The organism is Bacillus sanguinis, from assembly GCF_018332475.1.
GTDB lineage: Bacteria > Bacillota > Bacilli > Bacillales > Bacillaceae_G > Bacillus_A > Bacillus_A sanguinis.
Genome location: NZ_BOQB01000028.1, coordinates 22,725 through 35,022 on the forward strand (window position 1 = coordinate 22,725; position 12,298 = coordinate 35,022).

Annotated in this window: 12 protein-coding genes and 2 other annotated features; of the genes, 7 read left to right on the forward strand and 5 right to left on the reverse strand. The window is 36.8% G+C overall.

Going from position 1 to position 12,298, the window contains the following annotated elements:
• Position 1: 1 nt before the first annotated feature.
• From trpD to trpE, 3 genes are read right to left on the reverse strand one after another with little or no spacing between them, the layout of a single operon-like run.
• A complete protein-coding gene (gene trpD / locus KI369_RS04445; protein ID WP_212955163.1) occupies positions 2 to 1,027 on the reverse strand; it encodes an anthranilate phosphoribosyltransferase in 1,026 nt (341 codons plus the stop codon).
• Positions 1,024 to 1,611, reverse strand: coding sequence for an aminodeoxychorismate/anthranilate synthase component II (locus tag KI369_RS04450; protein ID WP_212955164.1), 588 nt, complete (start codon positions 1,609 to 1,611; stop codon positions 1,024 to 1,026). Before KI369_RS04450 ends, trpD begins: the two co-directional genes overlap by 4 nt.
• Positions 1,608 to 3,026, reverse strand: a complete 1,419-nt coding sequence (trpE, locus tag KI369_RS04455) for an anthranilate synthase component I (protein WP_212955165.1) — start codon at positions 3,024 to 3,026, stop codon at positions 1,608 to 1,610. The genes KI369_RS04450 and trpE overlap by 4 nt, the downstream gene beginning before the upstream one ends.
• Before the next feature lie 52 nt (positions 3,027 to 3,078).
• Positions 3,079 to 3,323 (reverse strand) — a binding site (T-box leader).
• 42 nt (positions 3,324 to 3,365) lie between these two features.
• Positions 3,366 to 3,603, reverse strand: a binding site (T-box leader).
• 306 nt (positions 3,604 to 3,909) lie between these two features.
• Between trpE and putP the strand changes: the two genes are divergently transcribed.
• Together putP and KI369_RS04465 are read left to right on the forward strand one after the other, a co-directional pair.
• Positions 3,910 to 5,388, forward strand: coding sequence for a sodium/proline symporter PutP (gene putP / locus KI369_RS04460; RefSeq protein ID WP_212955166.1), 1,479 nt, complete (start codon positions 3,910 to 3,912; stop codon positions 5,386 to 5,388).
• A gap of 316 nt (positions 5,389 to 5,704) precedes the next feature.
• A complete protein-coding gene (locus KI369_RS04465) occupies positions 5,705 to 6,103 on the forward strand; it encodes an Ig-like domain-containing protein (RefSeq protein ID WP_212955167.1) in 399 nt (132 codons plus the stop codon).
• Positions 6,104 to 6,127: 24 nt separating this feature from the next.
• Here KI369_RS04465 and KI369_RS04470 read toward each other — a convergent pair whose 3' ends face one another.
• Positions 6,128 to 6,523, reverse strand: coding sequence for a PH domain-containing protein (locus tag KI369_RS04470; protein ID WP_212955168.1), 396 nt, complete (start codon positions 6,521 to 6,523; stop codon positions 6,128 to 6,130).
• Positions 6,524 to 6,598: 75 nt separating this feature from the next.
• A complete protein-coding gene (locus tag KI369_RS04475; protein WP_212955169.1) occupies positions 6,599 to 7,510 on the reverse strand; it encodes a DMT family transporter in 912 nt (303 codons plus the stop codon).
• A gap of 204 nt (positions 7,511 to 7,714) precedes the next feature.
• Between KI369_RS04475 and KI369_RS04480 the strand changes: the two genes are divergently transcribed.
• The 5 genes from KI369_RS04480 (at position 7,715) to cotY (ending at position 12,265) form a co-directional block, all read left to right on the forward strand.
• Positions 7,715 to 8,446 carry an alpha/beta hydrolase gene (locus tag KI369_RS04480; protein WP_212955170.1) on the forward strand — a complete coding sequence of 244 codons (732 nt, stop codon included), beginning with the start codon at positions 7,715 to 7,717 and terminating at the stop codon, positions 8,444 to 8,446.
• A 92-nt stretch (positions 8,447 to 8,538) separates the two neighbouring features.
• Complete coding sequence (locus KI369_RS04485; RefSeq protein ID WP_073517522.1) at positions 8,539 to 9,057, forward strand: YjcG family protein; 519 nt, start codon at positions 8,539 to 8,541, stop codon at positions 9,055 to 9,057.
• Position 9,058: 1 nt separating this feature from the next.
• Entirely contained in the window at positions 9,059 to 9,481 is a 423-nt protein-coding gene (locus KI369_RS04490; protein ID WP_212955171.1) for a GNAT family N-acetyltransferase, read from the forward strand.
• A 100-nt stretch (positions 9,482 to 9,581) separates the two neighbouring features.
• Complete coding sequence (locus tag KI369_RS04495; protein ID WP_212955172.1) at positions 9,582 to 11,648, forward strand: ATP-dependent helicase; 2,067 nt, start codon at positions 9,582 to 9,584, stop codon at positions 11,646 to 11,648.
• Positions 11,649 to 11,791: 143 nt separating this feature from the next.
• Positions 11,792 to 12,265, forward strand: a complete 474-nt coding sequence (gene cotY / locus KI369_RS04500; RefSeq protein ID WP_144524953.1) for a spore coat protein CotY — start codon at positions 11,792 to 11,794, stop codon at positions 12,263 to 12,265.
• Positions 12,266 to 12,298 lie beyond the last annotated feature (33 nt).

Below are 12,298 nucleotides of genomic sequence, written 5' to 3' on the forward strand. Positions count from 1 at the left end.
TTTAATTCACCCTTTCTAATTTTTCATTACTTGCTGCAATTAATAAGTTTAGTTTGGCTAATGCTTCTCCAGAGTCAATACTATGTGCCGCTAGTGTAATTCCTTCTTCAATCGTTTCTGCTTTTCCATTTGCGAAAAGAGCTAGACCTGCATTTAATAAAACAGTATCGCGGTAGACACTCTTTTCTCCGCTTAATACGCCGAGCGTAATTTTTGCATTTTCTTTCGAATTTCCTCCTCTGATTTCTTCGTTTTTCACTATTGAGAAACCATATTTCTCAGGTTCAATACTCGTTTCTACTATTTCATTATCTTTTAAAATGACAACATGATTTTCTCCTTGCAATGATGCTTCATCTAAAAATCCACTTCCGTTTACGACAAGTGCTTGTTTTCTTCCTAGTTTCTGTAGTACTTGCGCAACTGGTAGTAACATATCTCGTTTATAAATGCCGACAAATTGTGTTTCTAAATTCACCGGATTTGTTAAAGGACCAATTAAATTAAAGATCGTCGGCACATTTAATTCTTTTCTTATTTTCATAATGCGCCTTAGTGCTGGATGCATAGCTGGTGCGAATAAAAATGCAATGCCGACATTCTCTAATAAATAATCAATTTCGTTTGGTGTACTGCTAATATTTACACCGAGTTCTTCTAATAAATCTGCACTTCCTGTTTTACTAGATACAGCACGGTTACCGTGTTTTGCAACCTTTACGCCAGCTCCTGCCAGTACAAATGCCGATGTTGTACTAATATTAAACGTTTGTGCACCGTCACCACCCGTTCCGCAATTGTCCATTGCTCCTTGTATATGGTTCGAAAACGGTAATGCCTTTTCGCGAAGAGCTCGAACGAGGCCGTATATTTCTTCTGCTGTTTCACCTTTCGCTTTCAGTAAGACTAAGAAAGCTGCAATTTCACTTTCCAATATGTTTTCATTTAATAAAAGAAGCCCTGCTCTATACATTTCCTCTTCTGTTAAATGTTGTCCCTCCACTAATTTACGAAGATAGTTATTCATACCCTTTCCTCCTCCTTCACTTCTGTTAAAAAGGCACGTATTAACTTTCCGCCTTCTTCTGTTGCGATTGACTCCGGATGAAACTGTAATCCGAATAGCGGATAATAATTGTGACGAACTGCCATAATTTCTCCATCGTCCATCGCTGTCGCTAGTATGTCAAAACACTGTGGCAAGCTCGTTTGCGCTGCAACAAGAGAATGGTAACGCATCGCTGTTAACGGCTGTGTCACGTATGAAAAGATTGACGTTCCGTTATGTTTCACACGTGATGTTTTTCCATGTTTAATGCGCTCTGCTCTAACAATCTCTCCTCCAAATGCTGATATAATCGCTTGATGACCAAGGCAAATACCTAATATGGGAACGTTCTTATAAAAATGACGAATTACTTCGATACAAATGCCAGCATCCTCTGGTTTTCCTGGTCCTGGTGAAAGTACAATTCCTTTCGGCTTCATTTCTTCTAATTGTTCTATCGTTATTTGATCATTTCTTACGACAACAATATCTTCTTCATATTCACCTAACAGTTGATACAAGTTATATGTGAATGAATCGTAATTATCAATTAGTACAATCATTTCATTACCTCCAAAAGCGCTCTCGCTTTATTTAACGTTTCTTCATATTCAGCAACTGGGTCTGAATCATAAACAATTCCCGCTCCTGCCTGAACGTATGCTTTTTCATCCTTTACAACCATCGTTCTAATCGCGAGCGCCATATCAAGATTTCCTGAAAAACTAACGTATCCAACTGCTCCGGCGTATACATTTCTTTTTTCATTCTCTAGCTCATTTATAATTTCCATCGCTCTAATTTTCGGAGCGCCTGACACTGTTCCTGCCGGTAAACAATACGCTAATGCATCAAATCCACTCATTTGTTTTCGCAATGTTCCGTAAACTTCAGATACAATGTGCATAACGTGAGAGTATTTTTCTACTTTCATATATTTATCTATCGTCACGGAGCCAATCTCACTTACTCTGCCAATATCATTTCTTCCCAGATCCACAAGCATCATATGCTCCGCTCGTTCTTTCTCATTTTCTAACAGTTCTTTTTCAATTTCCGCATCTTCCTGCTTCGTTTTCCCTCTCGGCCTCGTACCAGCAATTGGATTCGTCATCACTTTATCCTCTCTTACCGATAACAAACTTTCCGGCGAAGAACCGAGTACAACATAATCTTGAAAATCGATATAGAACATATATGGTGATGGATTGGCAATTCGAAGTTTTCGATATAACGCGAATGGATCTCCAATACATTCACTTTGCAAACGCTGGGATAATACAACTTGGAATATGTCCCCGGACCGAATATGTTCTTTCGCCATTTCTACCATCGCGCAAAATTCTTTTTCCGTTATAGAAGAAGTGAATGATAATGTTGATCTTATTTCAGTTACTTCCGCTTCTTCTCCCTGTAACACTTCCTCTTTGTATACTTGCAACCTTTCATATACTTCTTCATAATCTGCTGAATCATCTTCCCTGCATACATATACAAACGACAACTTTTGGCGTAAATGATCGTAAACGATAAACTCACGATATAGTAAAAGGTGTACTTCTGGAATATTCAATGGATCGTGTAAATCTGCTCCAATATTTTCATATTGCCGAATGACGTCATAGCCAATATAACCAACTGCTCCTCCGCAAAACGGGAATGGACTGTCTACTTGAGCTGACCGGGTTTCTTCTTCTAACACTTGTAGTACGTTACCTTGCAACTTTTCTGCCTTGCCGTAAATGGTTCGTTCCACTTCCGTACCAACACTTTTCACTTCACCATATGGATTACACCCTAAGTAAGAATAGCGTCCTTTATCTTGATGAAGCTGCGAACTTTCTAATAAAAATTTCTTTTTACCTTTCATACGTCTATATAAAGAAATTGGCGTAATGCTATCTCCTTCTTCTTCAGCGATTACTAAAAATGCTCTTCCCTCTTCTTTTTGCTTCATAAATTCCTCTTTTGTCATCATGCTTTTCACCTCAATCTGAAAAATAAAAAAGTCCCCTACATATCGAAAATATGTAGAGGACGATAAATTTACCGTGGTACCACCTCATGTTGGACGCAAAAGCATCCCGCTTTATTCAGGTACAAAATATATACCTTATCCTTGTAACGGCGGAACCCGGGTTGCCTACTGAAAATAATTGTTCAGCATACCTCTCGTAAGCCCATTCCGTATATGGCACCGCACCGGGCTCCCACCTATTCCCGGCTCTCTGTAACGTCTCCAATATACGTACTCTTCTTACTTAAACGATTTCATTTATTTAATTTTTTGTACACAAAAAGGGAGTACTCATCCTATAGAAAGGACGGGTACTCCCGTGGTGCCACCTTAATTCGTTACAAATGTAACGCACTTTACCGTATCAAAAACAATACGTGTCTCTTGTATCGATGAGATCATGTCGCCAAAGCCTACTTCTTTCGTTTCGGTTTGGAAGCTCCGAAGCCCATTCCACATTAATCCCATACTGATTCGCACCAACCATCAGCTCTCTGACATGTTCATCATGTGTACTCTTCTTCATCAACGCTTGCATTTTTTTAAGTTGCACTCATTATAGACCTAACTTTTTTCATAAGTCAATACTTTTAAAAGAATTTTATTTTTCTCTCCTTTCAATATTATATTGACAAAACAACCTCTTTTTATGTAAATATAATAAATACTCTATTAAAAATAAGGTTTTTTGTATGAATATTATATATTAAAAAAGTAAAATGATATCAAAAAACGCTTACATTTCTGAAAATTCATATTTTTGTATGGATTTTTCAGAATAATCATGATAGATTATAAATATGCATAACGCATCAAAAGACATGACAAAAGGAAGGGGAACTTCATGAGTACGCAGATGTTAACTTTAACTTCTATCTCTATTTACATGCTCGGGATGTTAGTCATTGGCTATTTCGCCTATAAACGAACGTCCAACTTAACAGATTATATGCTTGGCGGGCGTACACTAGGCCCCGCAGTAACAGCATTAAGTGCTGGAGCATCCGATATGAGTGGTTGGCTTTTAATGGGCTTACCCGGTGCAATGTTTAGCGTTGGATTAAGTAGTAGTTGGATTGCGATCGGCCTAACACTAGGCGCATACGCAAACTGGCTTTATGTCGCTCCTCGCTTACGTACCTACTCAGAAATTGCAAACAACTCTATTACTATTCCAGAATTTTTGGAACACCGCTTCCAAGACAAATCTCACATGCTACGCTTAGTATCTGGACTTGTTATTATGATTTTCTTTACTTTTTATGTAGCTTCAGGACTTGTTTCAGGCGCTGTATTATTTGAAAATTCATTCGGTATGAACTACCACGTTGGATTATTCATTGTAGCTGGCGTTGTTGTCGCTTACACATTATTTGGTGGTTTCTTAGCAGTAAGTTGGACAGACTTCGTGCAAGGAATCATTATGGTAATTGCTCTTATTCTTGTTCCTATCGTAACAATTATGAATTCGAACGGACTTGGACCTGCATTTGATACCATTCGTTCTGTAGATCCAACACGTTTAGATATTTTTAAAGGTGCCTCTACTTTAGGAATGATTTCTCTATTCGCATGGGGCCTTGGTTATGTTGGACAACCTCATATTATCGTACGCTTTATGGCAATTTCCTCTGTAAAAGAAATTAAAAGCGCACGAAGAATTGGTATGAGCTGGATGATTTTCTCTGTTGTCGGAGCTATGTTTACTGGTCTTATCGGTATTGCTTACTACTCACAACAAGAGTTAACATTATCTAATCCAGAAACAATTTTCCTTGAACTAGGAAAAATTTTATTCCATCCACTTATTACTGGATTTTTATTAGCTGCTATTTTAGCAGCGATTATGAGTACAATCTCATCTCAGCTACTCGTTACTTCTAGTGCTATAACAGAAGATTTATATCGTACATTCTTCAAACGTTCTGCTTCTGATAAAGAACTTGTATTTGTCGGTCGTATGGCTGTACTTGTTATTGCATTAGTTGGGTGCGCATTAGCGTTTAAACAAAATGATACGATTTTAGCTCTTGTTGGATACGCTTGGGCTGGATTTGGTTCTTCATTCGGGCCTGCTATTTTATTAAGCTTATATTGGAAACGTATGACGAAGTGGGGCGCACTTGCCGGTATGATTTCTGGTGCCGCTACTGTTATTATATGGACTCAATTCAAATTCTTAAAAGATTTCTTATATGAAATGATTCCAGGTTTCGCTATTAGTTTACTAGCCATCGTAATTGTTAGTTTACTAACACAGCCTTCAAAAGAAGTTGAAGAGCAATTTGAGAATTTCGAAAAACAACATAGTCATAATATATAAAGGAAAAGCTCTGCTGTTATCGTATCAGCAGAGCTTTCTTTTTATCCCGCATTAACGTGCAGTAAGCCCCCCCACCTCAAAATTCAGGGAAAGCAAAGAAGTTAGGCGAGGGTCGGGCTGCACGTAAAAGTCCGATTGGTTCAACTAATAATCAGTGGGGGATGAACAAAACCCCCACTGATTAAAGTTTCACTTTATCAAAGTTCGACAATCTTCTGCTCGAATTTAACAAATTCTTTATGTTTCGTTAAATTTGGCGTAACACTACTCCTTTATAGTAGTACTATCAGCACTTATACAGAAAGGGGACTCCAATATGTTAGCAGCTTTCCAGCAACAACAAACACGAAAATTTTCACCTATTACAAATACTTCTGCGTCTTGTTTGAACATACAACCTAATCCACCTAAAATTTCAATCGCTCCTTCTGTTATTTCAGTCATCGGTGTTCATATGGAAAAAAATAAGTTGAAAATAAGAGCTGGACAAAGCACTGAGTTATCCGCTTCCGTTTTGCCAATGCAAGCGACGAATACAGAACTTATTTGGACAAATATGAATGCTGATGTTATCACAATATATCCAAAAGGTGATACGGTAACGATTACTGGAAAAAGTGCGGGAAGAGCAGTCGTAATTGTCACAACTGCTGAAGGAAAGTTCCGTGACCTATGTATGATTCATGTACAACCTTATATGACAAACCCAAAGTAAAAGAGTGGCTACGAAGCCACTCTTTTACTTCATTTCAATGTGTGAATTTTTACTTGTAACGAAATTGATGAATTGCTCTTTATCTTTAGGAGAAATGATTTCTGTTTGATGTGCGCCGTAAACAATTTCAAGCCGATCAAATGATAAAGCATGAGCTGCTACTGGATTTTTCGTATTTGAAATTTGTTTTATATCTCGTATAAATATGCGCTTTTTAACGAGACCTGATCTAATTGTAATTGTTTCTTCTCCGACGATGTATTTTGTGGAAAACCAACTCCACATAAATAATATTGCTAATGGAATTGTAAAAAATAAAAGAAAATATTCTCTACCTGCAAATAGGGGAGCAAAACATGCTCCAATGACAACGAAAAAAATCGGATATAACCATACATCTTTTTTAGATGAAAATTCCATTCCCCTCCCCTTCTTCACCTGCATTTCTATAAAACAAAAAGAGAAGCATCACAACTTCTCTTTTCTCCCCTAACTTTATAATTCCTGTGTATACACAGGTTCGTTCACCACATCTTTTGCTGTTCGTTTTTGTTGCTGTAGTAAGAACACAGATACTCCAAACAATACGAGCATGCTACCGATCATTTGCATTGCATTTAGTCTTTCCCCGAGTAAGAAGAACGCTAGTATAGATGCTCCAACTGGTTCCCCTAAAATACTCATTGAAATTGTTGTTGCATTTACGTAGTTTAATAACCAATTATTAATGACGTGTGACACTGTCGGTACGACCGCAAGTAAAAGAAATACGGTCCAGTCCCACTTCGAATAACCTGTAAAAGGCACTTGCAATACTATATTATAAATTCCCATAAAGATACCTGCGAATGCAAAGACTGTAAAGCTGTAAATCCAATGTGATACTTTCTTTACTGTCGTTTGCCCGATAAATAAATAACCGACAACCGCTATTACACTTAAAAAGGATAATATATCTCCGTAAATTGCTTGTTCACTTAGCCCTAAATCTCCCCAACCAATACACATTACGCCTAATATCGCAATTCCCATTGTTGCAATAGCTGAGTACGTTGTTCTTTCTTTAAATAAGAAAAAACCTCCAATTAAAGATACGATTGGTTGAAGCGCTAAAATAATCGTCGAACTCGCAACTGTCGTATGCTTTAAAGATTCAAACCATAATAGAAAATGAAGTGCTAAAAAGAAACCAGATCCAATTAAAAATCCCCAATCTTTTATTTGAATCTTACTAAACTCTTCCCTCTTTTTCCAAACGATAGGCAGCATAATAAGTACGATAATCCATAATCGGTACATACTTAATATGGAAGATGGTGCTGAGGACATCTTTACAAAAACTGCTGCGAATGAAATGGCTATAATGGAAATGGCTAATGGTAGTGCGATTGATCTTTCTTGTTTCAAATTCCGTCTCCCCTCTCACCTGTCAAAAATCCCACTTCATTATATCCGTTTTCTTTCATAACTTAAATACTAATTTTTTAGATTCTTCTTACCATTATGGTAAAATAGAAACGAAAGCACCTATTAGTGAATATTTCTTTCTTTTTCACTACAAGCGTCGCTCTTACAATCATCACAGTAAATTTTTTATTTAGGGGGATCTACATGAATCAAACAATCGGGAGAATTGAAGAAATTTCATTTTATAGCGCATCACTTCAGGAAGATGTTACACTTCTCGTTTACTTACCAGTAAATTACACACCACTGCACAAACATACAGTTGTAATTGCACAAGATGGTAGAGATTATTTTCAGCTCGGTAAAGCACACCGTGTAATTGAGCGCCTTCGTGAAACTGAAGAAATTGACCGTACAATTATTGTCGGTATTCCATATAAAAATGTACACGATCGTAAAGAAAAATATTTCCCAAACGAAGTGAAAAACGCTGCATATATTCGTTTCCTTGCTCATGAGCTTGCACCATATATCGATGAAAATTATCCAACATACCAAATGGGAAAAGGTCGTGTGTTAATTGGTGATTCTCTTGGCGGAACAGTTTCCTTCATGACTGCACTTATGTATCCGCATACATTCGGTAAAGTCGTTATGCAATCACCATTTGTGGATGAAACAGTGATGAACTTAGCAAAAGACTTTAAAAATCCGGAGGTGCTAGACCTTTATCACGTCATTGGGACAGAAGAAACTGCTGTAAAGCGCACGGATGGACAAGTATCTGATTTTGTAGGGCCGAACCGTGAGCTCAATACGCTTCTGACAGATAGAAATTTCATCACGCATTACGAGGAGTTTGCAGGTAACCATACGTGGAAATATTGGCAAACGGATTTACCAAAAGCTTTCTCTCATATTCTATCAATGAAATAATAAAGAGCAGTATTCAGAATAATTTGATATAATGGATTAAGAGAGTTATTTTCTCAAAATCTAACTAGACTTACAAAGGGAGGAATTGGAACATGAAATTAGGCATTGTAATTTTTCCATCTAAAATGATTCAAGATAAAGCGAACGGATTGCGTAAGCGTTATGATCCGCACTACGCATTAGTTCCGCCACACATTACATTGAAAACACCCTTTGAAACGCAAGATGAACAATTAGAATCGATTGTAAACGAGTTACATACAATCGCAAGTAAAACGAACCCTTTCACCCTTCACGTCGGAAAAGTTGGTTCATTCGCACCTGTTAATAATGTTCTTTATTTTAAAGTAGAAAAAACACCTGAACTTACTTTCTTAAATGAAGAAATGCATAGTGAATTCTTTACACAAGAACGCGAATATGCTTTCGTACCTCATTTAACAATCGGACAAGGCTTATCAGATGCAGAACATGCTGATGTATTAGGTCGATTACGTATGAAAGATTTCTATTATGAACAACCAATTGATCGCTTCCATCTTCTATATCAATTAGAAAATGGAACATGGACTGTACACGAAACATTCCACCTTGGAAAGGGGCACAACTAATTTGCACGCACAGATCGTACAAACGGACAAACAACTAAGAGACGCATTCTCTGTACGTAAGCAAGTATTTGTGAATGAACAACAAGTTTCTGCTGAAGAAGAGTATGATGAGTTTGAAGAAACTTCAACACACGTTGTTATATATGATAATGATATTCCAGTTGGTGCCGGTCGTTTTCGCATACTGGATGGAATAGGAAAAATGGAACGCATTTGCGTACTAGCTTCCCATCGTAAAAAAGGCATTGGAAAAATTGTTATGGATGCACTTGAAGCGTATGCGAAGGAAAACTCGCTACCAAAATTAAAGCTGCATGCCCAAACACATGCTGAAGATTTCTATAAGAAACTTGGATATGTAACGAATTCTAATGTATTCATGGAAGCAAATATTCCTCACATCGTTATGATAAAAGAATTGTAATTTGAAAACAGGAGGTATCCCCCTCCTGTTTTTTACATTGCTATTTTCTTTTTCTTCCGCTAAAGTTAAATGTTGATGCTATAGTTTTGAAGGTGAATATATGACACAAGAAAAATTTTCACAAAAATCATTAACGCACGCTGATATTCCGCGTGCAACATATCATATTCCGAAAACATCTACCCATTTAATTATGGAAGAAGATGCAGATGCAGCGTATTTCCGCGCTCTCGAGCAACAAAATGTATTTTTAAATGAAAAACAATTAGAAGCCGTGCGAACGACAGAAGGCCCTGTCCTTACATTAGCTGGTGCCGGAAGTGGGAAAACGTCTGTTTTAACAACTCGCGTAGGTTATTTAGTAAATGTAAAACAAGTTCATCCGCGCAATATTTTATTACTTACATTTACACAAAAAGCAGCTGAAGAAATCCGAAATCGTGTAGCGAATTTACCAGGTATGAATCGTGCAGCAAGTAGCTACGTTGTTGCTGGTACATTCCACTCTGTCTTTTTAAAATTGCTTCGTAGTCAAGGATATAATCAGCAAATTTTAGCAAACGAAAAACATAAGCAAATTATGATAAAGAAAATTTTAAAAGAGTTACGCTTAAAAGACGATTATGATGCCGAAACGATGCTCGCTATGATTTCACTTGAGAAAAACAAATTGAATCGTCCGAAAGATGTAAAAGCAAAAACACCCGTTGAACAAGAATTTAAAGAAGTATACGAGCGTTTTGAAGAAGTAAAACAACGATATAATTATATTGATTTCGATGACATCCTATTAGAAACATATTATATGTTAGAAAATAACGCTCCTTTGCTTACCCAATTACAGCAACGTTTCCACTATATTGAAGTAGATGAGTTTCAAGATACATCGTATGCACAATATGAAATTGTAAAATTGTTAGCTTCGCCAAGAAATAATTTGTTTATCGCAGGTGATGACGATCAGGCGATATACGGCTGGCGAGGAGCAAGTCATCAAATTATTTTATCTTTTCCAAAAGAATTTGATAACACTACGATTATCGCACTTAATACGAATTATCGATCCAATCCTTTTATCGTCGGACTTGGAAATGAAGTTATCAAACTAAATCAAGAGCGTTTTGATAAAGAGCTATATTCTGTGCGCGAAGAAGGTGTACAACCTTTTTACGCAAGACCTGCTACGACTCTTGATGAAGCAAATCAAATTTTGCAGCTCATTCAAGAAAAAGTAGATAGCGGCGAACGTAACTTTAAAGATTTTTGTTTACTGTATCGCACGCATTCTGTAAGCCGTTCGTTACTTGATCAGCTTACCATTCACAAAATCCCGTTTATTAAGCACGGGGCGAGCCAATCATTTTATGAACATTCTTTAATTAAGCCTGTATTAGATCATTTTAGACTGGTAATTGAACCGTTTCGACTAGAATCACTTTCAAATATATTGCCAACGATGTATATTGGGCGTGATGATTGTATTTCATTTATTGAACGTGAACAATGGAAATATGGTGAGGGCCGTTTCCCTTCCCTTCTTCATTTCTTATTATTAAATCCGAGCTTAAAACCTTTTCAAGTGAAAAAGGTAAATGAGCGTATCGATTTTATTAAATTTATAAAAGAATTAGAACCGAAAAAAGCATTAAAAGAAATTATTCATGGTAAAGGAAAGTATTTAGAGTACTTACAAAGTAATGATCGCTCTTCCTTTACGATGCATAAAGATATACAAGAAGAAATGTTAGAAGAATTAATGGAGTCAGCAACTCGTTTCACCGATATTCCAGCATACTTACAATTTATTGATGAAGCAATTCAAGGTCAAAAAGAAATGGAAGCATTAAAAACAATGCCGGAAAAAAATGCTGTTTCGCTTATGTCTATTCATAACGCAAAAGGTCTTGAATTTCCATGCGTCTTTTTACTTGGAGCGAGCGATGGTATTCTACCCCATACTTCTTCTTTAAAAGATGCCAATGATCGTGTTACAGAGACTTCTGAAGCTTTAGAGGAAGAACGCCGACTACTTTATGTCGCAATTACACGTGCAAAAGAAGAACTTTATATATCCTCTCCGCAATTTTTTAGAGGAAAAAAATTAGATATCTCTCGTTTTTTATATACTGCGCGAAAAGATTTACCTGAAAAGACATCCACTAAATAAGGATGTCTTTTTTTTATATTGCATTATGTACATCCCTACTATATAAATTCCTTGTTTTTATCATACGAATTAACGTAATATCAACCATATCCCGTTCATATTGTAATAGTGTATGTCAGAACTCACGATAAGGAGTGAACATAATGAGCTGCAATTGTAACGAAGACCATCATCATCATCACGATTGTGATTTCAACTGTGTATCAAATGTCGTTCGTTTTATACATGAATTACAAGAATGTGCAACCACAACATGTGGATCTGGTTGCGAAGTTCCATTTTTAGGGGCACATAATAGTGCATCCGTAGCTAATACACGTCCTTTTATTTTATACACAAAAACTGGAGAACCTTTTGAAGCATTTGCACCAACTGCGAGCCTTTCTAGCTGCCGATCTCCAATTTTCCGTGTCGAGAGTATCGATGATGATGATTGCGCTGTATTGCGTGTATTAACTGTAGTATTAGGTGATACTTCTCCTGTACCACCTGATAATGATCCAATTTGTACGTTTTTAGCTGTACCAAATGCACGATTGATATCGACTAACACTTGCCTTACTGTTGATTTAAGTTGCTTCTGCGCTATTCAATGCTTACGTGATGTTACGATTTAAAACTAAATAATGAGTTAAGCATGGATTGGGTGG

Excerpts from the sequence above, each read along its gene's own strand:
- trpD (WP_212955163.1), bottom strand. The coding sequence starts at position 1,027 with ATGAATAACTATCTTCGTAAATTAGTGGAGGGACAACATTTAACAGAA.
- KI369_RS04450 (WP_212955164.1), bottom strand. The coding sequence starts at position 1,611 with ATGATTGTACTAATTGATAATTACGATTCATTCACATATAACTTGTAT.
- trpE (WP_212955165.1), bottom strand. The coding sequence starts at position 3,026 with ATGATGACAAAAGAGGAATTTATGAAGCAAAAAGAAGAGGGAAGAGCA.
- putP (WP_212955166.1), top strand. The coding sequence starts at position 3,910 with ATGAGTACGCAGATGTTAACTTTAACTTCTATCTCTATTTACATGCTC.
- KI369_RS04465 (WP_212955167.1), top strand. The coding sequence starts at position 5,705 with ATGTTAGCAGCTTTCCAGCAACAACAAACACGAAAATTTTCACCTATT.
- KI369_RS04470 (WP_212955168.1), bottom strand. The coding sequence starts at position 6,523 with ATGGAATTTTCATCTAAAAAAGATGTATGGTTATATCCGATTTTTTTC.
- KI369_RS04480 (WP_212955170.1), top strand. The coding sequence starts at position 7,715 with ATGAATCAAACAATCGGGAGAATTGAAGAAATTTCATTTTATAGCGCA.
- KI369_RS04485 (WP_073517522.1), top strand. The coding sequence starts at position 8,539 with ATGAAATTAGGCATTGTAATTTTTCCATCTAAAATGATTCAAGATAAA.
- KI369_RS04495 (WP_212955172.1), top strand. The coding sequence starts at position 9,582 with ATGACACAAGAAAAATTTTCACAAAAATCATTAACGCACGCTGATATT.
- cotY (WP_144524953.1), top strand. The coding sequence starts at position 11,792 with ATGAGCTGCAATTGTAACGAAGACCATCATCATCATCACGATTGTGAT.